Raw genomic sequence first — 21,198 nt, forward strand, 5'->3', positions numbered from 1 at the left:
GGTTGCGTACTGCGAGGTGACCCAACTGGCTGGTTCTAACGCGAACTGAAATACCCAGGGAGAGCTCCGCGTTAGAGTCCCAGTCGTCAGAGATTGTCGACTCCGCTGTCTGGCTTCCGTTTAGTCGCAGAGTCCAGGCACCCCAATCGAGGTCACTCGCACCCAACCGAGGATAAGGGAACAGTCGCTGTTTGGTCATGCTTCCGCCTCAGCCTTGATCGCAATTTCAAGGGCCGCTGGTGTCCGTGTGTCCAAGCGCAGTTGCACCTCTTCCCCTGGGGGCGCAACGCAGACTGTTCCAACCTCCAAAAGCTTGCCGCCGGAGCGCCAGGTGATCGTCAAATCATCGTCGCCGAGTCCCAGTCGTCCATCAGACGTGATCGCGAATATCTCGGCACTTAGAGCTACCGACCGGCCCTGCTTGTCCGTGGGAAGTACATCAATGATCTGGCCGCCTCCGTTCGGCAGCGGTACCGAACGGACGATCGAGGCTTCAGTTCCCCGAACCTTCTTGGTACCCCCAGATTGTCGAGCTCTCCGGCGCGGCGAATCACGGACTGTTTCATCTTCCGGCGGCAAACCTAGCGGAACGAAACTACGAAGACCCAAGGCAACCTTCCTAACGGACTGCTCTTGCTCCTTGGGCCGGGCTTGGTTCTCACTTAGAAACCCTTTCGTCTTCGTGCGAATCAAATCCAGAGCACGTCGAACTACATAGCGTGACGCTTCGCTGTCTGCGGCGTCAGGTGTCCATCTATCGTGAGTCGGCGGTTCGGCAGCGCGGAAATGGCGGTCGCACTCCGGAGTCGGTTTGAACACCCCATGCCATTGGAGAACTCCGTTCTCGGTCTCAACAATGGGGTCATAGTTCACGACAAGCTCGGCCTCGGATCGCATCACACAAAGCACGTTCCTCGGCGTTCGGCTCTCGCCTTGTGTATCCAGTTCGGCGCTCTCGACCAAGAATAAGTGACCGATCGTATTGTCGGTCTGATTGCCGAACAGTTCCTGCCTCTTCGATCGCATCGGCCCTCGCGGGCTCAGTGTGATTGGAAAGCATTTTGACCGCACAGTGCCGATCGGGAGGGAGACCTCGAAGTTTTCCTCCAACTGGCCCTGAACTTGTCGAATCGAATTGAGCGCAGATGCGAAGTGTCCATACTGAGACAACGCCAAGTCAACAACAGGCTTCTCGGCACGATTCTCAAATAGTTCAACGATCATCGGCCGCGATTCTTCGCCGTTCGGAACCACTTTCGGCCAGGCACTATGCGCCACGGCGTCAGACACTTGCTGGATCAATGCCTCCGAGTGTTCATCGGTGCGAACGGGCACCCGAGCATCTAGGTCATCATCCATGTCGACAGTGATCACCGGGTCAAGAATCAGAATTGATGTCCCTGTTTCCGGTTCGCCTTCGTCTGTATCGCCGAAGTGGGTTCGAAATATCCGCTCCCCGATTGCTGCCGCGGCATCTCCACGGAGCGGGATGATGTCGTCGTCGTCTGGATCGCCCCACCAATGGGCACCCGTGTATCTTGCGTTGCCTTCTTCATATTCGTCGTGCAACGCGCATGCGATGAGTCGATGCTCTGCCTCATTCGCTTGCGTTAGGCAACGTGACCAGTAGACGACGCTGTGCGCGCTTGAGACTTCAAAGCTTGCAGTTTTACCGAATCCGAATGTTCCTCCAGAACGCCCCGACGACTTTGTCGAACCGATGTCGAAGACGAACGAATTGAAGTTGTTCTTTTCGCCGTCTTGAGCAACTTCGGAAGCACGATACGGCCCATTCAGCCCGACGGTCCCCCGGTCGAAGATCTCGATCGCATGAACGTCAGGAGACCGCAGACAGGCTGAAAGATCAGAGAGCGAATCAGGAAGGTCTGTGAATATATTCTCTCGGAGAGTCTGTTTGACCTTGTCATCTAGTCGGTAGACTCGCACTCCGTATGCTGGAGTCCAGTCGTCGTCTCGCGCGTCCCATGAGTTCTGAAGGGTCTCCCGAACAAGAAGCTCCAACCTGGAAAGTGCGCTGGTAGGCCGAAGCAGCTTGCCACGCCCGCCGCTCGTCTGGTCCCCCGCACCTCTTGGCTTTGAGTATCGTTTCAACGCAGTGAACTTCATCTTGACGCCGATCCTTTCGGGGCAAATCGGGTGAAATCGAAAGAGGAATCCGCATCTCCCAAAGACCCAAGATTCAGCGAATAGGACAGTGAGGAGACCGCGTCGGCGACCTGTTCGTGCAACGCTGACCGGTTCAACACCGAAGAACGGTGGTCGATCTCCCAGAACCTCCATGACAGCAGGCTGAAAGTGAACTTGTCTGAGCCGGGCATGCCTTCTACATACCCCGCGTCATGCAGCTTGTCGGTCAGAATTTGATGGTCTGCGCCTAAGCGTCTGAGTCGTTCGATTACAAGATCAATCGAGTCAGTCCCATGCCTTTGGATCTCGGCCACTGCCAGTGTCAATGTTCCGGTCAAAGGTGGTTCCAGCTGGCGCAGTCCGTGTACCGTTACCGCAGATCGATCTTGAAACGCGGATGTCTTCACTTCGACTCGTGCCGAGTCGCCGGTAAAGTCGTGGATATCCTGCGCACTTCGTTGCCACATTTCGATCGCCGGTGAACCGAGACTCTCAATGGCACCTTCGAGAAAGCGAAGCTCACCGTAGATGCCCATGGCGGCAGCCTCTGACAGTTCTGTCATTGCCAAGTGCAACAGACGGCGCCAGTCTGAAGCGGCCTCGTTGACCACATCGATCACTTCAGATTCTCCACCGACTGCAGAACGCACTTCATCGATGAATACGAAGAAGACGTCATCCAGACGCGGCTCATGGCATACGACTTTCAGTGCTCGGGCGGTGCGGCCTGTCACCTCGTCGCGAATTTCGACGCTTTGGACACTGATCACCTGACTGACCGAGTAGCTGATGTCGCGTTCACTGTCCGTAGTGAAATACGCAGCCGCGAACTCTCCATCCTGATAGCCGAGCCAGGTACGACGCGGGCCATCCGAATCTGCGACCAAGACCGACGCCTCACCGGCTACCAGTGCTGCTCCGTCACGCATCGCTGCGTGGAAGATCTCTTTCGTCGAGTTCATACATCGCCTTTGAAGTCTCGTTCGGTGTCTTCCACAAGAGGTTCGTCAAGATCCTCGGCATCATCGAAGATAGGGCGAACCGCTATCGTGCTGCCTTTAGATTCGAGCTTATTCCTAGAATCGAATGGTGCCACGACAGCCATGCCTACTACTGGAGGAAGACCATCCTCCACAAGAGACGGGTTTATGGCTTGCAATGCCGAATTCATCGGCATTCTGTCTTTCGAGGTCGAAGCCGAGAACCGACTGATCGGATACAGAATCAGCAGACCACGTCCGTCGCCGCCCTCTCTGTTTTTTCGCCAGTTGTACTGGGCCGCGTTGTTGAGTTGCGCAAGCGTCGCGTTTTGCGGCAACTTATTCTGAAGGCGCAGATCAAGGATGACATCTTTGCCGGACATCAACGCACGTATATTGATCGACTCTGATTCCTGCAGCTCATCACTTTTCTTGTTGATTGGGGAACGCCGGATAGACCCGACCTTCGTCCCCGCAACGTTCAGCCCATCAGCACCTTTGCCCTCACTGGGCACGACTACGTTCCAACGCTTCTCAGGAAGCTTCTCGCTTGACCATTTGATGGCATTGGAGAAGACAGCCTGATTCTTCTCATGGACTTCAAACTCCGAGAAGAACGCTTCTAGCTCTTCGATCGGAACTTCTTCAAACAAGGTCGGCACCGACGAGGATCTGAACGGCTGAAGCCGTTGCAGAAGGTCTTCCGCCGATTGCGCATTCTTCAGTGATTGCTCCGGGTTCGAGAAATCGAACTCCGTAGTCTGCAATCGGTAGCCCTCAAAATCGACTTCTGCTTCCAAGGCATGCTTCTGTTTGGCCGAACTCGTCACTTGCAGACGCCCCGGGTGCAACCGCACACGCACGCCGATTTCTGCTGGCGTCATTCCTGCCTGCGTCATTCGCGCGATTTCACTGCGCAGATCCGACTCGACAGTCGCCAAGAATCTGTAGTCCTCATCGAGACGCGGACTGACCCAGATGCGTTGTAGGTCCTCGTACCCCCCGCGGTAGCCGAACCAGCGTCCCATCTGAAGCAATGTGTCGTAGGTGTTGGAGGTCCGTGTGAAATATGACACGAAAAGGCCCTCCAACGTCAATCCCCGCGATAAGGTGCTGCCACCAATGACGATCACAGTCTGAGGCTCGTGCGAATAGGAAAGGCGTTCGTTGTCATCTTCACGACCGTTGTCGACAACAGTGCGCAGGTACCGCAGCACATTTGGAATTTCGTCACTAATACGAGGCCAAGTTGGAGCCAGCCCGTCACCGTCGTAAAGTGATGCAGCTCTGTTGATCTCGGCCTCAAACACATCTTTGAACCGATCCACATCGCCGTTGAGGGATGCTTTTCGAAGTGGTTCGAGATACGCTTCCACGGCGTCGCGGGTGGCAAAGTGGGGATCCGTACGGGGAGTCGTGTGGATCAGCATCGTCGAATGCTTCTTCTGCTGTCCTCGGATACGGCGGACTGCGCATGCGACTATGAACCACCGAATCGCCTCGCTCAACGACTTGGTGATATTAGGTTGGAAGCTTGCAACTGTCTTGCCGCTGGGCACAAGTTCTCGGACCTCTTCTTTGGTGATCGACCGAATCACATCTGGAAGCTCGACGTCACGTGCTTCGTCCTCGACGTCGTGCAGACCGAAGATTTTCTCCGCGCCGAAGTAATTCGCAGGAGTCGGCATAACGTGAATGAAGTCCCGCGGATAGAGTTCCGGCAACGCGCCTTCGGGGACATTGGGGTCCATAAATACGTTCGCAAATGGAGTGGCCGTGTACCCAACATAGGTACCATTTCGAACTTCAGCCCAGATCTGCCGCATCAGGAGATTGATGGCGGTCGGTTCGTCACCGATCTTCGCAGATGCATCAGGGGTCGCCTGATCCGACTCGTCGTCGATGATGAGGAACGGTGTGTCGCGTTTGGTTGCGGAGTCAAGGCTGCGAAGAAATTCCAGTACCTTTTTGAGCCGATGGCTGTTCTTCTTCACCACAGCTAGGATTTGCCCGTGGTTCGCCACAATGGAACTGGCGTTGCCAGTGTGCGCATCACCAAAATCGCCTTCAGAGTCAGTGAGTCGATACCAAGCTTGCCGATCTTCGAAAATACCGAGGTCGTTGTCAAGGCGGACTTGCGTCTGCCTACGCAGATTGTTGTGCACGCCTGACAAGACGAGGACGAACTTGTATCCGCTATCCAGAGCCTTTGCAATGACCGATGAATAGTTCGCAGTCTTTCCGGACTGCACATTTCCGATCACCAATCCGAGTCTGTTGTCTTCATCGACTCGTGGTTCCGCCAGGGACGCGACGATTTCCTCGGTAGACCGGTCAATCGATTCAACCGCGTCAGCAAGACCGCCAGCCGCCATTCGACTCCGCAGCTTAGCCCACACGCCGCCCTCGGGCGCTCCCGAGTACCAGCCCAACTCACGAAGATCTTTTCGTCTTGCCGTGCCGACCTCTGTCAGCTTCGTGCGAGTCAGGATTTTCTCTTTATGTTCTCGCTCAATCGCCTCTAGCTCTTCATCGATCCCGGGAAACGCTTCCATCGCTACCTTCGTCTTCTTTCTCGCATCATCGCGAGACATCGTCTGAAGATACTTGTTGAATACGATTTCAATCGGCGAAGGCTCTTGGCTCATCGATACTCCCGGGGAACGACGGAACATGAGGTGCAATCGACCGCAGAAGTCGGTTCAGGCCGGCAACTGTGGTGAATACATGCTTCTTCCAACACTATCGCGAACCACAGACATTGTTGCGAAGTGCACATTAGTACCTCACGACAGCAAGAAATCGCAGATCCGCAGAAATTCCGCAGCTGGGGAGTCCTTCGATATGCGACGCCGAAATTATGCAAGAAAGTCGAGTTCGCGGGTTCACGTCACCACGGATCGCGAAGTACTCCGTCAGCCAGCTTTGCACCAATTAAGTTTGGTGTATTCATAGAGACCGCCGCCAGGTGCAATGGCCAAAGCATCTCGACAACGTGCCCAACGCTATCCAAGCTACGAGAAACGGAACGGTGCGATCAGCGCACATCTTCCACTGTCAGTTCACTGTTTGACGCGAACAACTCCGCCATGCGCTCATCGTCGATCTTGCCCTTTTGAGCAAGCCGAATCATCTCGGTCCAAGCCAACATTCCAATTACTGCACCGGGACTGTCGACGCGATCGGCCAACTGCCGAACCCGGTGTTTTGCGCCTTTCGAAACAGAACCAGCAATGAAGACCCAGAACCTCAGCGGAGCGCCCGGCCTTGCACGGTAAGTTTCCACATACTCATGCATAGCTCGATCATGCCCGGAAGGAAGCGAGTAGTCGCCGCTATAGGCCTTTGTATCGACGATTCCTCGCCAAACGTTTTTCTTAGTCACTACGACATCTGGCTCTCGCCCAGCTTGCCCGACGCACTCCGCATCCAGCTTGAAAACGCGCCGAAAAATATCGGCAGTAGCCTGTTCGAACTTCCGGGGGGCATCTTTCGCCGAGGAATGAGGCAACGACTGGTAGCTGTATAGGAAGTTGTCCAGTGTCCTATCTGTCCCGAGAACCTTCGCTGCGACCTTTTCAACCTCAGAGTGATCAAATCCGGTTTCTTCGACAAGTCGCGCGACAATGTCCGAAGTCGCGCCGTCGACAAGCAGTTCCTGCTCTGACATTCTCGTCAATTTCGTGGTCACCTGTCGGCGCACAAACTCGTTACGCGTGACGCCCTTAGCGCCGCTCAGATTTCTTGTGTCCTTTGACTTTCCTGGAGGGAGTCCATACGCCCGCTGGAACCTGTCCTCGTCCTCGGGGTTGGGAATCAGTTTGATTCGCCCATATTCTTCAATCAGGTTGGCAGCTTCATCCCCACCACTCGGGGCTAGCTCGACCTCGCCCGGCCTACGGTCAATCACGCCTGTGACCTCAAGCCAATTGAATACCGTGTTTGCGATGTCACCGAACCGAGCCACAAGCTTTTCGAAGGTATCGCCCCGTTTACCGAATCTCTCTACAAACTCGATCTCGTTGATTTCTGTCGAACGATACTTCCTAACCTCCGCCGCTACTCGATCAGCGTCGGCTTCGGTGTCGCCGGTGCCATACAAGATCACCACTCTGGCGACTTCATCATTCGTAAGATAGCCGCCTAGTTCAGGCTGAAGAAGAAGACGGAGCAACAGCACAAATGGTCGAAGTTTGAAGGCTGGTGAAATATCAACACCGCGCGAGGTCGAGTACACAGACGGGTACTGGAACTTCATTACCTGATGTTTGAGGACCGCGGACGGGTTTCCTCCCTCAGCCAGAGCAATCCCAGCTTGAGTCAGTTCGAGTCTTTCGGTTTCGGCAGAGTTGAACGCCAAGCCAAGGCTGCGCACCAGCGCCGCATGCGTCCGTCCGCCTGAGCCCGTTTGGTCCCTTCGCGCGCCCGGCCGTTTGATTCCTTCTCGCTCGAGGATCTCTTCGAAAGCGATGTGGCTCTCACGGTTTCCGCCCCATCCCGACCCACCGGCAGCTTCATGCAACGCGGCAACCGTCAGAGGCAGACGATAGAGCTTCCGTTGCGGCCGCGAGAGCATCCAATAGTCTTTGGTCACCATACTCGAAGCCTATCGCGGCCTACTGCCCCCGCTCAGTTCGGAATGTACTTCGTCAAAGACGGCTCAACATGGGGGTACTCGATTCCAGCAAAGCTGTTGAGGATGGCTTCGAAGATCACCTTCGCACCCTTAGGCGGCACGGCCATTCCGATCTGCTTGCGTACCGACTCCTTATTTCCCTTGAACACAAAGGAATCGGGGAACGTTTGGAGTCGCGCGCGCTCACGATTCGTGAGAGCTCGGGGCTCTGACCAGTGGTAAATGTGGGTGCCGCCGCCGCCTGAACCTGTAACAGTGTAGGAAGGCTTATCCGAGCTCAATCGACGATAGATCGATGAAAGCTTGGTCCGTGTATTGATCCTCAGGTGTTCGGGCATGTCAGCAACCCAGGCGTTGCCTCCGGCCGGGATGTGGTTGAGCCGTTCAATCACTCTGTCCGACTGGCGAGTCGGTTCCTGATTGGCAGCCCACTCCGGGATACCTGCGAGTGCTGTGCTCGCTGATACATCTGAATCGGCAAATACCTCAGGGCTGGGTACTTTGTACTCAACGTCGATGTCATTGCGGATTCCGACAACGATCATACGGTGCCGAGCCTGAGGAACCCCGTACTTTTCGAACTTATAGTAATGCGGGTAGATCCGGTAACCAGCGTCGATCATGTCTCGGAAGATCTTGCGAAGCGTGGCTCCACCATCAGCACGAATTCCACCCACGTTTTCAGCCAAGAACCAGTCCGGTTGGAATCGTTCAAGCGCCTTGACTCCGTATGTGTAAAGCGGCCCGAATTCACCCTCGAACCCTTTCCGCTCTCCAACGAGGCTGAAATCGTTGCAGGGAAAGCCGAAGGATAGACCGTCAATATCTCCGAGCTCCGCTAGCTCTTCGTAATCCAGCTTGCGAATATCCGCGTGAACGACCGACCTCGATTCTTCGTCTCCGACGATGTTCGATGCGTAGGTTCGGCAGGTATCTTCGTCATAATCGGTGGCCCATTGATGAACGATCTTGCCGTGCTGGTTCGAGGCCAGATGCGCGCCTACACCAAGTCCTCCAGGGCCTGAAAACAGCTCACCCATTCTGAAGGTCTTCACAGAGGCGTCGTGCGGATGTGCCGCCCTCTCTTCTTCCATCTGCATTGTCATCTCGAACGCCCCTCTTCCTGCCTTAGACCATGTCGTCGCGCTACCGCGGACTGCACTTCACGAAGTATTCCTGCACCCCGCACTGCGCTTCTCAACACAGGCTCATCTTAGCTGTGTCGCGTCTTGCGTGCAGCTCAGCTTCTTATAACTGCGAGCATATGACTCGGCACTGACATGGGCAGCCACGTTTTTCTGGGGTACCTGGTCGACGTATCCAGAAAGGTACGCTCGGTCGGGCAGTTCTGCGTCACGGTTCGATGAGAATCTCTACGCCACATCTAAGAGGTCGCTACCGGGGCCCCTATGGCCCTCTGCTTCGCAGAATCAGTTGATCTCTTTGATTACCAAACCGACCACGTTTCCAAATTCCGAATTCTCAGTTCCGGCGCTTCGCGAATTTACCGACCTACCAGACTCGCAATGACAGCCTCAGTGTCCCCACCAAGCTGGGGCGCAGGGACAGCATCCGCTACCGGAGTCCCTCCGAACTGCAACGGCACCCGAGGAGCCAACACCCGTCCGACACCCTGTTGGTCGATTTCGGTGAGCATCGGATTCTCCGTCGAACACCGCGGGTCGGAGTTCACGAGTTCCTCGAACGTCTGGAACCCGCCGACGAGCACCCCCGCCTCGGCGAGCAGTCTCGTCGCGTCCTCGGAACTGTGCGAAGCGAACCACGGATGCACCACCGCGTCGATGGCCTCCCTCGCCTCGAACCTGCCGCCTTCGGTATTCAGGTCCACCTCGAGCAGTGGACCGATCATCTCGAGCTTCTCGCTCAACCCCGTCGCCTTGCCCAAACCACGCCAGTGCTTGTTCGAAATGACCACGACCATCACCTGACGGCCATCCGCGCACTCGAACGACTGACCATACGCTCCATACAACCCGTTGCCCAAGGCACCACGGGTCTTCCCCGTTGCCTGCACTTCGGCGATGTAGCCGAGGTTGCCGACGGTCGCGAGCATGACATCCGACAAAGCCAGGGTGATCTCTTGGCCCTTGCCCGACGAGCGACGATCCAGCTCAGCAGCGATGATCCCGTTGGAAATATAGAGCCCCGCCGCGACATCCCACGCTGGCACGGCATTGTTCACCGGACGCTCGTCGTCACCGGTGATGATCGGGAAACCACTGGCCGCATTCACCGTGTAATCCACTGCCGGGGAACCGTCGTGCCACCCGCCCAGGCGCAACATGACGAGATCCTCGCGATGCTGCTTGAGATTCTCATAGCTCAACCACCCTCGGGCCGGCAGATTCGTAATGAGCGTCCCCGCCTCAGCAATCAGCTGGGTGGCGATCTTCTGCCCCTCCTCGGACTTCAGATCCAGCGTGACCGACCGCTTCCCCTTATTCAGAGACGCCCAGTAGATGCTCGTACCGTCATCGCTGATCGGCCACCGATTCGCATCGATGTTCCCGCCGATCGGATCGATACGGATCACATCGGCGCCAAGCTGCGCGAGCGTCATCGACCCTAGCGGGGCTGCGACGAAGGCAGAGATCTCAACGATCTTAAGACCAGTCAGTGGTGCGGGACGGGTGTCGGTCATGCTGGTGCTCCTCAGTTCTTCGTCGTCACAGTGGCGGCAATCGCGGTCTTCCCACCCGGGGCGATGGCCTGGAGTTCGTGGATACCGGGTTCGGTCTCTCGGCCGACGAGGTGGATCTGCTCGTTCGCGAACAACGGGGACTTCGCAGTAAAACGATATTCAGACACGACCGCCTCGGTGTGGGTGGACATGAACGCATCCAACAACAACGTCGCGGTCAAGGGGCCGTGCGTGACCAGGCCGGGGTAGCCTTCGACCTCGGTGACGTACGGGTGGTCGTAGTGGATGCGATGGGAGTTGAACGTCAACGCCGAGTAGCGGAAAAGCATGACCTCGTTCGGACGCACGCTCTTCACCCAGTCCCAACCGTCTGGTGCCGGCGAGTCTTCACGGGGTGGTTTTGCCGCCGATCCCTCGGGCACCTCTGTGGCTTCCCGGTAGACAATCGTGTGCCGATCCGTCGTGGCAGGCTTCCCGTCAGCAGTGAGCTCGTGACGAAGCACGACGAAACACAACGGGCCGGTGCTGCCGGTCTTCTCCGTAATCGAGTCGATCGTCGTCGTCCGCTCAATCGTCTGCCCGGGCAGAATCGAAGCGTGGAAGGTCAGGTCGCTGCCGGCCCACATCCGCCTGGGCAGGGGCACCGGGGGCATGAACCCACCGAGCGCGGCATGCCCATCAGTCCCGAGGTCACTCATCGGCACATCATCTTCAGAGAAGTGCAGCCAGTGCCCCATTGGGAACAGCGGCGACGCCGGGTCACCGTCATGGCCGAGCAGTGTCGCCAGGCGTGCGGCCCGTTCCCCATCGGCGATCTCAGTGGCAGTGGCGGTTCGGCCGACCCAGTCCTGGAGATTCGTCTCACTCATCGCAGTCATCTTCCATTCGTTAGTTCGAAAAGTGCACCCACAACCTGCTAATTGCTACCCGACGCGGCGCAGATACCTGGCGCCAGGTTGCTGGGCCGCCGTCAGGTAGTAATTCAGCGGCCGAGGAGTTCGTCGAGATGATGCGCATCTGAATCTCCGACGAGCCCTCGAAGATCTTCGTCAACCGCGCATCCCTCCAGTGGCGCTCGACGGCGAAGTCCTTCGTGTACCCGGCACCGCCATGGATCTGCAGCGCCTCGGACGTGACCTTCTCGCTCATCTCTCCGGCCAGGTACTTCACCATCGCCGCTTCCTTGTCACACCGGCGACCCGAATCGATCTCCGTGCACACGTGGTACATCAGCTGCCGGCACGCCTCGATCTGAGCGGCCATATCCGCGACTTTGAACCGCAGATGCTGGAAATCAGCCAAAGGATGACCGAACTGCTCACGTTCCTTGAGGTACTTCACCGAATCCTCGAGAGCCGCCTGTGCCAGACCGATCGACCGCGCCGCAGTGTGCGCACGCCCAACCTCAAGCCCGGACACTGCCTGGTAGAACCCACGGCCTTCCTCTCCGAGGAGGGAATCGGCAGGCAGAACGAAGTTATCGAACGACAGCTCCCATGTCTTCCACCCGTGGTACCCGATCTTCTTCGCCGGTGCCCCGGAGAGCCCTTCGGGGAAGGTGCCGCGTTCCTTCTCGACGAGGAACACCGAGATCCCCCGATGCCGCTTCTCCTCCGCCGAAGTGCGGGCGAAGAGGACGATGTAGTCGGCCTGATCGGCATACGTACACCACATCTTCGTGCCGTTGATGACCCAATCACCATCGGCATTGCGCTCGGCCTTGCACCGCAGGTTCGCCACATCCGACCCGGCCTCGGCCTCAGACAGGGCGAAGGCGCCGAGGTACTCACCACTGGCAACCTTCGGCAACAGCCTCGCTTCCTGCTCGGGCGAGAATCCGCCACCCATGCCGTTGCCACGAGCCAACAGGCCGGCCACGGACATCCAGGCACGGGAGAGTTCCTCAGCCACGAGGCAGTACTCGAACACACCGAGCCCCAGCCCGCCGTATTCCTCGGGGATGAGGATGCCGAAGAACCCCATCTCCGCCATCTGCTTGACCATCGAATCCGGGAACTGCCCCTCAACCGGATCAAGCTCATTGGCGATCGGCAGGACGACATCACGGGCGAACTCGCGGGCGAGCGCCTGAATTTCGAGGCGCTCCTCGGTCATCATGTGCGGAGTATCCGGACGCGGACGCGGCTTATGAGTCATGTTCTTCCCTCGGGTGGAGTGCCTGGCCAGATGGCCAGAGGCTAATCGTGCGGATTCGTCAGACGCGGGTGGGCTGGTTGCGCAACTGTGGGGGCCTGCCCACGCTGCTCAGGCCCTGTTCCGACCGATGAGCTGCTTGGCGATGACGTTCATCTGGATCTCGTTCGTACCCTCGCCGACGATCATCAGCGGAGCATCCCGGTAATAGCGTTCGACGTCGTATTCGGTGGAGTATCCGTAACCGCCATGGACGCGGATGGCGTCGAGAGCCACCTCGGCGGCCATCTCCGAGGCGTAGAGCTTCGCCATTCCCGCCTCCATGTCCACACGCGCCCCCGAATCATAGGTACGAGCGGCGTGGAGGACGAGCTGCCGAGCAGCTTCGAGCTTCGTCGCCATCGTGGCGAGCTTGTTGCCCACCGACTGATGCTTCCAGATCGGCTTGCCCATCGACTCACGCTCCTGCGAATATTTCACCGCATCATCAAGCGCCGCCTGCGCGACACCAAGCGACCGGGACGCGACCTGGATGCGGCCGATCTCGAGGCCCTTCATCATCTGCTTGAACCCGACACCCTCAACCTCACCGAGCAGCTGCGACTGCGGCTGCCGGAGCCCATCGAAGGACAATTCGCAGGTCTCGACGCCCTTGTACCCGAGCTTCGAGAGATCCTGGGAGACCGTGAAGCCCTCCCCCTTCTCCACAAGGATGATCGAGATGCCCTTGTGACGGGGTTCCGCCTCGGGGTCGGTCTTGCACAGCAGCGCAATGAGATCGGACTTCCGGGCATTCGTGATCCACGTCTTCGACCCATTGATGACGTAATCGTCACCATCCTTCGTCGCCGTCGTGCGCATCGCCTGCAGATCGGACCCGCCGCCGGGTTCGGTCAGCGCCATCGTCGCGCGCAGCTCACCGGTGGCCATCCGCGGCAGGTACGTATCCTTCTGCTCGGCAGTGCCATATTCCTGGAGGAGCTTCGCGACGACGGTGTGCCCGCCCATGGCACCCGCCAGGGACATCCACCCGCGCGCGAGCTCCTGAGTGATGAGCGCATACGCCTCGGTCGAGACCTTGCCCATCCCCCACGGCTCGTCGATGGCGAGCCCGTAGATGCCCATGTCCTTCATCGTCTGGATCCACGCTTCGGGGTACTCATTGGCGTGCTCGACCTTGTTGACGCTGGGTTTGACCTGCTCGTCGATGAATTCGGCGACCAGGTCGATCATCATCTGCTCTTCATTGCTCACTGCCATGGTGAAATCCTCAATTCCTTGATGCGCTGTGGTCGTCATTTGGAAAGTTCAGTCCAGTCGGGTGCCGTCGCGGACCGTGCGGGTCCGGCCGAGGCCGAGCGTCGGTGGGCCGGTGCTGTCGAAGAAGTCATTGCCCTTGTCGTCGGTGATGATGAACGCCGGGAAGTCTTCGACGTGGATCTTCCACACTGCCTCCATCCCGAGCTCCTCCATATCGAGGACCTCGACCGAGGTGATGCAGTCCTGCGCCAGCCGGGCGGCAGGGCCGCCGATCGATCCGAGGTAGAAGCCGCCGAATTCGGCGCAGGAGCTCTTCACCTGTGTTGACCGATTGCCTTTGCCGAGCATGATCATCGACCCGCCGGCCTCCTGGAACTGCCGCACATAGGTGTCCATCCGCGACGAGGTGGTCGGACCGAACGATCCCGAGGGCATCCCCTCGGGTGTCTTCGCCGGCCCCGCATAGTAGATCGGATGGTCTTTGAAATACTCGGGAAGTTCCCCACCGGCATTGAGGCGGTCGCGCAGGTTCGCGTGCACGATGTCGCGGGCGACGATGACCGTTCCCGTCAGCGACACACGGTCACCGACGGAGAGCCCGGACAGCTGTGCCTGCAGGCTCGGCATCGGTCGGTCGAGGTCGATGGCGGTGACATTGCCGGATTCGATCTCCTCGACCCGGCCCATCGCGGGCAGGAACCTCGCCGGATCGTGTTCGAGCTCTTCGATGAACACGCCGTCTGCGTTGATGCGGGCGATGATCTGCCGGTCGGCCGAACAGCTTACGGCGATCGCGATCGGCAGGGATCCGTTGTGTCGGGGCAGCCGGACGACGCGGACGTCGTGGCAGAAGTACTTGCCGCCGAACTGGGCACCGAATCCGAGGTTCTGGGTGAGTTCGAAGACGGTCTGCTCGAATTCCCGGTCCCGGAATCCGTGGCCCAACTCGGCGTCGCCGGTCTCCGGCAGATCATCGAGGTAGTGGGCACTGGCGAGCTTCGCGGTCTTGAGCGTGAATTCGGCCGACGGCCCGCCGATGACGACGGCCAGATGATAGGGAGGGCAGGCTGCGGTGCCGAGGGTGGAGATCTTCTCGGCGAGGAAGTCGAGCATTGCCGATTCGTTGAGCACGGCCTTCGTCTCCTGATAGAGGAAGGACTTGTTCGCACTGCCTCCGCCTTTGGCCATGAACAGGAGCTCATAGTCGTCGGCGGGGCTCAGTGCCACCTCGATCTGGGCGGGCAGGTTGGTGCCGGTGTTCGTCTCTTCGAACAGGCTCGTCGGTGCCAACTGCGAGTACCGAAGGTTGAGTTCTTCGTAGGCACGCCCGATTCCGCGCGACAGATGCCGCGCATCATCGCCATCGGTGAGCACGTTCGGGCCTCGCTTGGCGGAGACGATTGCGGTGCCCGTGTCCTGACACATCGGCAGGATCTCCCCGGCCGAGACCGCCGCGTTCTGCAGCAGGTCAAGAGCGACGAAGACGTCGTTGTCACTGGCTTCCGGATCCTCGATGATCGCGCGCAGGCTGGCCAGGTGGTCGGTGCGCAGATAGTGCGAGATCTCCTTGAAAGCCACCTCGGCGAGGTCGGACAGGGTCTCTGGTGCCACCGTGAGGAACGTGCGCGACGTCCCGGCCACCTCGGCGGTGGTCGTCTCCACTCCCCCGATGTCGAGCCTGCGCATCCGCGGGCCTTCGCCCTCGGTGGGCAGCAGAGGCGAGTAGGCGAAGTCGTCGGCCCTCGCCGAGGCGGCCCCGCCGTCGGTCGTGTGTGCGGGTTCGTCATTCATCGTCAGATCACCCCGTTGTTGCGCAGTTCGCCGATCGTCTCGGCATTCATCCCCAGCTCGCCGAGGATGGACTCCGAATTCTGCCCCACCGCTGGGATCGGGTCCATGCGATTGCCCACCCCGGACATCTCGACCGGGGGTGCGAGCATGGAGATCGGCCCGGCGGGGGTCTCGACCTCGTGCCAGCGATGGCGTTCGGTCAGCTGCGGATGGTCGGCGATCTCGCTCATATCGCGCTGCCTCGAGTGGGCGACGCCGGCTGTCTCGAGCAGTTCGTCGCAGGCTTCGCCGGTGAGCGCGGAGAAAGCCCGCTCAATGATCTCTTGGAGTTCGTGTCGGTGGGCGTAGCGGTGGGCGGCGCGGTCGAAGCGTTCGTCGGTGACCATGTCGGGGCGGTCGAGGACCTGGGTGGCGAAGCGTTCCCATTCGCGTTCGTTCTGGATCGCGAGCATGATCTGAGTACCGTCGCCGCAGGTGAACGCACCGTAGGGGGCGATGGCGGCATGGGAGGTGCCGGCGCGGGTGGGGCGGGTGCCGCCGTAGCGGGTGAAGTAGAGGGGGTAGCCCATCCATTCGACGAGGGAGTCGAAGAGGCTCGTCGACAGGGTGGCTCCAACACCGGTGCGCTCGCGGTTGTACAGAGCGGTGAGGATGCCGGAATAGGTGTACATTCCCGCGGCGATATCTGCCGTCGAGATTCCCGTCTTCGCGGGGAACTCCTCTGTTCCGGTCACGGAGACCAGTCCTGCCTCGGCCTGCACAAGTGCATCGTAGGCCTTGGCATCTTTGTATGGCCCGTCCGTGCCGTATCCGGTGATCGACGCGTGGATCAGCCGAGGGTTGATCGACCGGAGCTCGTCGGCGCCAAGGCCGAGTCTCTCTGCCGCGCCGGGGGCGAAATTCTGGATGAAGACATCCGCCGAGGCGATGAGATCGTGGAGGATCTTAAGTCCGTCGGGGCTCTTGAGGTCGAGCGCCAGGCTCTCCTTATTCCGGTTGATCCACACGAAATGGCTCGAGAGTCCATTGACCGTCGTGTCGTATCCGCGGGCGAAGTCGCCGACGCCTGGGCGTTCGATCTTGATGACCCGGGCTCCGAGGTCCGCCAGCTGGCGTGAGGCGAACGGGGCGGCGACTGCCTGCTCGCAGCTGATGACAGTGATGCCGGTCAGCGGCAAATGTGAGGCGGTTGCGTCGTCCTGGCCCGCGGGGCTCGGTACGGACGTCGGTGCAGCAGTGGCCATCGGCCCTCCACGACGAGGTGTGAATCGTTGACACCCACATCATACATATCTTCACAGATAATGCATTCTTTAGTCCCAGCTGATGCCTGAGCCTGTAGACTGAGACCATCGAGACATGAACCGACACCCCGACAGCGGGTGACGTATGAACGAAAGGCATCGGGTGGATCAGGAGTCGGCATCGACCAAGCGGGACGTCATCGTCCTCGGCCTGCGACGCAAGATCCTCTCCCGCAAGCTCGATCGCGGCGAGCGACTGCGACAGGATCAGGTCGCCGAATGGTTCAATGCCTCCATCACCCCTGTCCGCGAGGCCCTGCGAATCCTCGAAGCCGAGGGTCTCGTCACCTCCGAAGCTCACCGCGGCGTCCGCGTCGCCGGCGTCGACGTCGACCGCCTCAAGTCTCTCTTCGTCACCCGAAAGCTCACCGAGACCTTCGCCATCGCCCGCGCGACCACACGGATCTCTCGACACGAGCTGCGCCAGGCCGAGCGCCTACTCCAAGCTCTTGACGAGGCGAGCGCCGACGGTGATTCTCTGGGACGCAACACTCGCAACGAGGAGTTCCACTTCTTCTTCTACGACCGCTGTGGAATGCCCGCGCTCCGCGACGACATCGCTGCGCGCTGGCGAGCGTTCCCGTGGGACCTCACCCTCGACAGCCCCGAGCGACTCGACCAGGTGCACGCCGAACATCAGTCGATCGTCGACGCCGTGCGCGACGTCGATCCGGACGCGGCGGCGCGCCACCTCGGCGACCACATCACGAACGGCTTCCTCCGCCTGGCCGAGTCGACGACCGGTCAGGCAGTCTCCGACCCCTTCGACTTCGACACGGACTGACTGCCTCAGCACGGACCGTGGGCGCCACTCCTCCGGGATCCACGCCCGGGAAGCCCCTCCCGACAAATAATGCATTATTTGACAGATCATATTGGAAATCAGCGAAAAGTCCTCTAGGCTCGTAAACGGTCGATCGAGAACCTGACTCGGCACGAACTCTCCACCCGGCAATGACCAGCCGTCGTTGAGGGCAGACTCGTCCGCACACAGGCTCCCGATCGGCATCGCCCCTGGCCAACCTGACTGGAGCTGACGATGACGTCAATGAGACGACCGAGGTGGAAGCCGCTCATCGCGGGCCTCTCGATAAGCCTCCTGCTGCTGAGCGGATGCAATCCTGCGCGCAGCGGAGATCAACAGAAGTTCGAACTGCGCTTCGCCCATGTCACTTCGGTGGGCACACCGAAGGGACTGGCCGCTGACTTCTTCGCCGAACAGGTCGAGGAGAAGTCCGGTGGCCGCATCGAGGTCGAGGTATTCCCGAACTCGGAACTCTACGGCGACAAGGACGAGATGCAGGCCATCCAGTCCAATGCCGTCCAGATGCTGGCCCCGGCAAGCGCGAAGTTCACAACGATCGCGCCGAGCCTGCAGGTCCTCGATCTCCCCTTCATCTTCGACGACCCGGACGAGATCCCCGAGGTCGCCAGTCCCGACACGGAGATCGGCAAAGCCATCTACGCGAACCCCGACCTCGAGGCCAACGGGCTCAAAGTCCTCGGTCTGTGGGACTCGGGAATGAAGCAGATCCACTCGAACAACAAGACGCTGAAGCCTGAGGATATGAAGGGCAAGAAGTACCGTATCCAGCCCTCCGACGTACTGCGCACTCAATTCGAGACCTGGGGTGGGGTTCCGACTCCGCTCGCATTCGCCGAGGTCTACAGCGGACTGCAGCAGGGACTCATCGACGGAGGTGAGAACACCTACTCGAACATCGAGTCGCAGAACATGCACACCGTCCAGAAATACGTGACCGAACTCAACCACGGTTACATCGGCTACATCCTCACAGTGAACAAGCGCTGGTACGACGAACTGCCCGACGATCTGCAGGCCGCAGTCGACGAAGCCGCAGATGAGGCCAGCAAGTTCAATCGCAAAGAGGCACAGAAGGTCAACGCCGAGGCGAAGAAGGCCATCGAGGAATCCGGCGGCACAGAGATCGTCATCCCGAGCAAGGAAGAGCGCCAAGCCTTCAAGGACATGGTCGTGCCGTCCGAATACGAGAAGTACCGCGATGTCATCGGCCCTGAGGTCGTCGACGAACTCCTCGAACGCAACGAGAAGAAGGGCTGAGGATGAACATCATCGACAAGTACCTCAGCAAGGTCGAAAACGTCCTCGCCGGCGGCTGTCTCATCGCGGCCACCGCCCTGGCAGTCTTCGCCGTACTTCTGCGCAATATCACCGGTGACGTACTCTTCTGGTCCGAAGAAGCCGTCATCTACCTCATCATCTTCTCGACGTTCTTCGGTGCGGTGGTCACCCTGCGCCACAACGATCACGTGGCCGTCGACATCATGCCGGCTCTGCTCAAGGGCAAGGCGAAGAAGTTCTTCGTCGTCCTCGGCGGACTGGCCACTCTGGTCTACGCCGGCTTCATCGCCTACCTGTCGTGGGCGCTCATCACCGAACCGTTCTCGCGGACGACTATCACCCCGGCGCTCAAGCTGCCGCTGTGGGTCGTCGAACTCTCGCTGGCCGTGGGCATGACTCTGTTCTTCATCCGGGCGGTGGAGATGACCATCCGCGCCCTGCGCACTCCTGCGACGGAACTCGACAAGGATGTCCTCGCCGAGGAGGCCGCCGCCGTCGGCATCGACGTCGAAGACATCGCGATCGTCGATGACGGAAGCGACCGCGCTGACCGCGCGCACGGGGACAACGGAGGCGACCGCCTCGGCGATGGTGAGACCGACGAGAAGGGAGGCGATCGCTGATGTTCGAAGCCACGATCGTCCTCGTCGTCGTCCTCATTGCGCTGCTCGTCACCTCGGCGCCGATCGCGGTCGCTTTGGGCCTGACGAGCCTCGTCTACTTCTACTATTTCACGCTCATTCCGATGACCCAGGTCTCAGAACGGCTGTTCAACGCCTTGAACTCGTTCCCGCTTATGGCGATCCCGTTCTTCATCCTGGCGGCGAACATCATGTCTCGTGGTGGGATCTCCCGGCGACTGACCGACTTCGGTGCGGCCATGGTCGGGCACCTGCGCGGTGGCATGGCCATCACCACCGTTCTTGCCTGCGTATTCTTCGCTGCGGTCTCCGGCTCCTCACCGGCCACGGTCGTCGCGGTCGGTGCGCTGATGATTCCGGCGATGGTGAAGAACGGGTACCCGAAGGAATTCTCCACGGGACTCGTGGCCACCTCGGGGTCGTTGGGCATCCTCATCCCGCCGTCGATTCCGCTCATCGTCTTCGGCATCGCCACCGAGCAGAACATCGGCGACCTCTTCATCGCTGGGGTCCTGCCAGGCATCGTCGCCGGGGTGATGCTGCTGGGCATGGCCGTCTTCGTCGCCTGGAAGAAAGGCTACGGTCACGCCGGGGTCGGCTTCCGGATGTCGAACAAGGACAAGCTCAAGGCGTTCCGGGATGCGATCCTCGCCCTCGCCCTGCCGTTCCTCGTCCTCGGCGGAATCTACTCCGGATGGTTCACCCCCACCGAGGCGGCCGCCGTCGCCGTCGCGTATTCGCTGATCGTATCACTTCTCATCTACCGCGAGATCAAGATCTCGCAGCTGTGGGAGGTCACTCTCGCGTCGGTGAAGACCTCGGCGATGGTCATGTTCATCATCGCCAACGGCATCCTCTTCACCTTCGTACTCGCCAGCGAGCGGATCCCGGGTCAGATCTCGACGACGATCACCGAATGGGACCTGCAGCCGTGGCAGTTCCTCATCCTCGTCAACATCCTGCTGCTGTTCGTCGGCTGTGTGATGGAGACATCCTCGGCGATCCTCATCCTCGCCCCGATCCTGCTGCCGATCGCGATGGAGCTGGGCATCGACCCGATCCACTTCGGCATCATCGTGGTGATGAACCTCGAGATCGGCATGATCACACCGCCGCTCGGCCTCAACCTGTTCGTCGCCTCTGGCATGTCCGGTATGAGCGTCGTCGGAGTGGCGAAGGCCGCATTGCCGAGTGCGCTGGTGCTGCTGGCGGCACTCGCGCTGGTCACGTTCGTTCCTTTCCTCGCGACTGCCTTCGTGTAAGACGCACGGCCGGATTCGGCAATAGTGCCTTGACCCCCCAAGTGGAGAGTCAAGGCACTATTACATTCGCCACACGAAACCGCCGATGCGTCTCGGCGCACTCGATCTGAGACTGGATGCCGAGGACATGGGCAGCCTCGATGCGATCCGCATCCTCGTCGAGGGGACTCGGAACATCGTGGACAACCTTCAGTGGATCAGCTCCGGTCAGAAGTGAGCACGATGCGAGTACCGCGGGCAAGTGGCGGCCAAGAAC

The 21,198-nt window shown here is 59.6% G+C and carries 16 protein-coding genes; 5 read left to right on the forward strand and 11 right to left on the reverse strand.

Annotation, left to right across the window (positions count from 1 at the left end):
* Window positions 1–195: 195 nt before the first annotated feature.
* From AC2W7L_RS06135 to AC2W7L_RS06185, 11 genes are all read right to left on the reverse strand, one after another.
* Window positions 196–2,127 (reverse strand): hypothetical protein, encoded by a 1,932-nt coding sequence (locus AC2W7L_RS06135; protein ID WP_486003715.1) that lies wholly within the window; start codon window positions 2,125–2,127, stop codon window positions 196–198.
* The gene (locus AC2W7L_RS06140) at window positions 2,124–3,110 is read right to left on the reverse strand and encodes a PD-(D/E)XK motif protein (RefSeq protein WP_486003716.1); all 987 of its coding nucleotides are present in this window, start codon (window positions 3,108–3,110) and stop codon (window positions 2,124–2,126) included. The genes AC2W7L_RS06135 and AC2W7L_RS06140 overlap by 4 nt, the downstream gene beginning before the upstream one ends.
* Window positions 3,107–5,776, reverse strand: a complete 2,670-nt coding sequence (locus AC2W7L_RS06145) for a Z1 domain-containing protein (protein WP_486003717.1) — start codon at window positions 5,774–5,776, stop codon at window positions 3,107–3,109. The genes AC2W7L_RS06140 and AC2W7L_RS06145 overlap by 4 nt, the downstream gene beginning before the upstream one ends.
* 389 nt (window positions 5,777–6,165) lie before the next feature.
* Complete coding sequence (locus AC2W7L_RS06150) at window positions 6,166–7,725, reverse strand: PDDEXK family nuclease (RefSeq protein WP_486003718.1); 1,560 nt, start codon at window positions 7,723–7,725, stop codon at window positions 6,166–6,168.
* 32 nt (window positions 7,726–7,757) lie between these two features.
* Window positions 7,758–8,870 carry a DNA cytosine methyltransferase gene (locus AC2W7L_RS06155; RefSeq protein WP_369865705.1) on the reverse strand — a complete coding sequence of 371 codons (1,113 nt, stop codon included), beginning with the start codon at window positions 8,868–8,870 and terminating at the stop codon, window positions 7,758–7,760.
* Between the two features lie 398 nt (window positions 8,871–9,268).
* Window positions 9,269–10,426, reverse strand: a complete 1,158-nt coding sequence (locus AC2W7L_RS06160; RefSeq protein ID WP_486003719.1) for a CoA transferase — start codon at window positions 10,424–10,426, stop codon at window positions 9,269–9,271.
* Window positions 10,427–10,437: 11 nt separating this feature from the next.
* The gene (locus AC2W7L_RS06165; protein ID WP_486003720.1) at window positions 10,438–11,295 is read right to left on the reverse strand and encodes an HTD2 family dehydratase; all 858 of its coding nucleotides are present in this window, start codon (window positions 11,293–11,295) and stop codon (window positions 10,438–10,440) included.
* Window positions 11,296–11,314: 19 nt separating this feature from the next.
* Window positions 11,315–12,583, reverse strand: a complete 1,269-nt coding sequence (locus AC2W7L_RS06170) for an acyl-CoA dehydrogenase family protein (RefSeq protein WP_486003721.1) — start codon at window positions 12,581–12,583, stop codon at window positions 11,315–11,317.
* Between the two features lie 108 nt (window positions 12,584–12,691).
* Entirely contained in the window at window positions 12,692–13,840 is a 1,149-nt protein-coding gene (locus AC2W7L_RS06175) for an acyl-CoA dehydrogenase family protein (RefSeq protein WP_486003722.1), read from the reverse strand.
* 48 nt (window positions 13,841–13,888) lie between these two features.
* Window positions 13,889–15,631: a FumA C-terminus/TtdB family hydratase beta subunit gene (locus AC2W7L_RS06180; RefSeq protein WP_486003723.1), complete on the reverse strand. Its 1,743-nt coding sequence runs from the start codon at window positions 15,629–15,631 to the stop codon at window positions 13,889–13,891.
* Window positions 15,632–15,633: 2 nt separating this feature from the next.
* Entirely contained in the window at window positions 15,634–16,875 is a 1,242-nt protein-coding gene (locus tag AC2W7L_RS06185) for a CaiB/BaiF CoA transferase family protein (RefSeq protein ID WP_486003724.1), read from the reverse strand.
* Window positions 16,876–17,038: 163 nt separating this feature from the next.
* On the opposite strand from AC2W7L_RS06185, the gene AC2W7L_RS06190 reads away from it, so the two are divergent.
* From AC2W7L_RS06190 to AC2W7L_RS06210, 5 genes are all read left to right on the forward strand, one after another.
* Window positions 17,039–17,719, forward strand: coding sequence for a GntR family transcriptional regulator (locus AC2W7L_RS06190; protein ID WP_223289814.1), 681 nt, complete (start codon window positions 17,039–17,041; stop codon window positions 17,717–17,719).
* Between the two features lie 264 nt (window positions 17,720–17,983).
* Window positions 17,984–19,018 (forward strand): DctP family TRAP transporter solute-binding subunit, encoded by a 1,035-nt coding sequence (locus AC2W7L_RS06195; RefSeq protein ID WP_180987773.1) that lies wholly within the window; start codon window positions 17,984–17,986, stop codon window positions 19,016–19,018.
* 2 nt (window positions 19,019–19,020) lie between these two features.
* Window positions 19,021–19,662, forward strand: coding sequence for a TRAP transporter small permease (locus AC2W7L_RS06200; protein WP_139906626.1), 642 nt, complete (start codon window positions 19,021–19,023; stop codon window positions 19,660–19,662).
* Window positions 19,662–20,942: a TRAP transporter large permease gene (locus AC2W7L_RS06205; RefSeq protein ID WP_486003725.1), complete on the forward strand. Its 1,281-nt coding sequence runs from the start codon at window positions 19,662–19,664 to the stop codon at window positions 20,940–20,942. Before AC2W7L_RS06200 ends, AC2W7L_RS06205 begins: the two co-directional genes overlap by 1 nt.
* A gap of 85 nt (window positions 20,943–21,027) precedes the next feature.
* Entirely contained in the window at window positions 21,028–21,159 is a 132-nt protein-coding gene (locus tag AC2W7L_RS06210) for a hypothetical protein (protein WP_263053679.1), read from the forward strand.
* Window positions 21,160–21,198: the final 39 nt, after the last annotated feature.

The organism is Brevibacterium sp. LAARM3_SD1, from assembly GCF_057364765.1.

What these genes read in the sequence shown, in the direction of transcription:
- AC2W7L_RS06205 (WP_486003725.1), top strand. Translation starts at nt 19,662, where the DNA reads ATGTTCGAAGCCACGATCGTCCTCGTCGTCGTCCTCATTGCGCTGCTC.
- AC2W7L_RS06170 (WP_486003721.1), bottom strand. Translation starts at nt 12,583, where the DNA reads ATGACTCATAAGCCGCGTCCGCGTCCGGATACTCCGCACATGATGACC.
- AC2W7L_RS06145 (WP_486003717.1), bottom strand. Translation starts at nt 5,776, where the DNA reads ATGAGCCAAGAGCCTTCGCCGATTGAAATCGTATTCAACAAGTATCTT.
- AC2W7L_RS06140 (WP_486003716.1), bottom strand. Translation starts at nt 3,110, where the DNA reads ATGAACTCGACGAAAGAGATCTTCCACGCAGCGATGCGTGACGGAGCA.
- AC2W7L_RS06135 (WP_486003715.1), bottom strand. Translation starts at nt 2,127, where the DNA reads ATGAAGTTCACTGCGTTGAAACGATACTCAAAGCCAAGAGGTGCGGGG.
- AC2W7L_RS06155 (WP_369865705.1), bottom strand. Translation starts at nt 8,870, where the DNA reads ATGACAATGCAGATGGAAGAAGAGAGGGCGGCACATCCGCACGACGCC.
- AC2W7L_RS06185 (WP_486003724.1), bottom strand. Translation starts at nt 16,875, where the DNA reads ATGGCCACTGCTGCACCGACGTCCGTACCGAGCCCCGCGGGCCAGGAC.
- AC2W7L_RS06210 (WP_263053679.1), top strand. Translation starts at nt 21,028, where the DNA reads ATGCGTCTCGGCGCACTCGATCTGAGACTGGATGCCGAGGACATGGGC.
- AC2W7L_RS06175 (WP_486003722.1), bottom strand. Translation starts at nt 13,840, where the DNA reads ATGGCAGTGAGCAATGAAGAGCAGATGATGATCGACCTGGTCGCCGAA.
- AC2W7L_RS06200 (WP_139906626.1), top strand. Translation starts at nt 19,021, where the DNA reads ATGAACATCATCGACAAGTACCTCAGCAAGGTCGAAAACGTCCTCGCC.
- AC2W7L_RS06160 (WP_486003719.1), bottom strand. Translation starts at nt 10,426, where the DNA reads ATGACCGACACCCGTCCCGCACCACTGACTGGTCTTAAGATCGTTGAG.
- AC2W7L_RS06165 (WP_486003720.1), bottom strand. Translation starts at nt 11,295, where the DNA reads ATGAGTGAGACGAATCTCCAGGACTGGGTCGGCCGAACCGCCACTGCC.
- AC2W7L_RS06180 (WP_486003723.1), bottom strand. Translation starts at nt 15,631, where the DNA reads ATGAATGACGAACCCGCACACACGACCGACGGCGGGGCCGCCTCGGCG.
- AC2W7L_RS06195 (WP_180987773.1), top strand. Translation starts at nt 17,984, where the DNA reads ATGAGACGACCGAGGTGGAAGCCGCTCATCGCGGGCCTCTCGATAAGC.
- AC2W7L_RS06150 (WP_486003718.1), bottom strand. Translation starts at nt 7,725, where the DNA reads ATGGTGACCAAAGACTATTGGATGCTCTCGCGGCCGCAACGGAAGCTC.